Below are 513 nucleotides of genomic sequence, written 5' to 3' on the forward strand. Positions count from 1 at the left end.
GCATGAACTTCATCGCCGAGGCCCTGTCCCTGGGGCTGCCGACCTGCCTGGCAGTCACCATGACCGACGAGCTCACGCGGCGCGCCGGACGTCTGGACGTGGCGGCCCTCGGGCAAGCCCTGGGGATCCCCGCCGTGCGGGTCGTCGGCAACCGCGGCATCGGTATCCCCGAGCTGCGCAAGCGCCTCACCGAGCTCTCCGAGTGGCAGCGCCCGCCACTGCCCGCGCCGACGACACCCACCGAGGTGGCCTCCTGGGCCGACTCCATCCTGGCCGCCGCGGACTACCAGGCCCCCCAGCAGGACCGCATCACGACCGTCGTCGACCGGGTCCTGCTCAACCCCGTCCTGGGGTCCCTGGTGTTCTTCGCCATCATGTACATCTTCTTCCAGGCGATCTTCACCTGGGCCGAGCCTTTCAAGGGCGCCATCGAGGACGGCTTCGGGGACCTGGGGCAGCTGGTGCACGAGTGGCTCGACCAGTCCCACCCGCTCATCGCCGGGCTCCTGGGGG

The 513-nt window shown here is 70.6% G+C and carries 1 protein-coding gene; it reads left to right on the forward strand.

Translation table 11 applies throughout. The features are described from left to right. Window positions 1-513: FeoB small GTPase domain-containing protein (locus HMPREF2883_RS10360; protein ID WP_305366971.1), on the forward strand; the 513-nt coding region annotated here is incomplete at both ends.

The sequence above is a fragment of the Actinomyces sp. HMSC075C01 genome, from assembly GCF_001812965.1.
GTDB lineage: Bacteria > Actinomycetota > Actinomycetes > Actinomycetales > Actinomycetaceae > Actinomyces > Actinomyces acetigenes.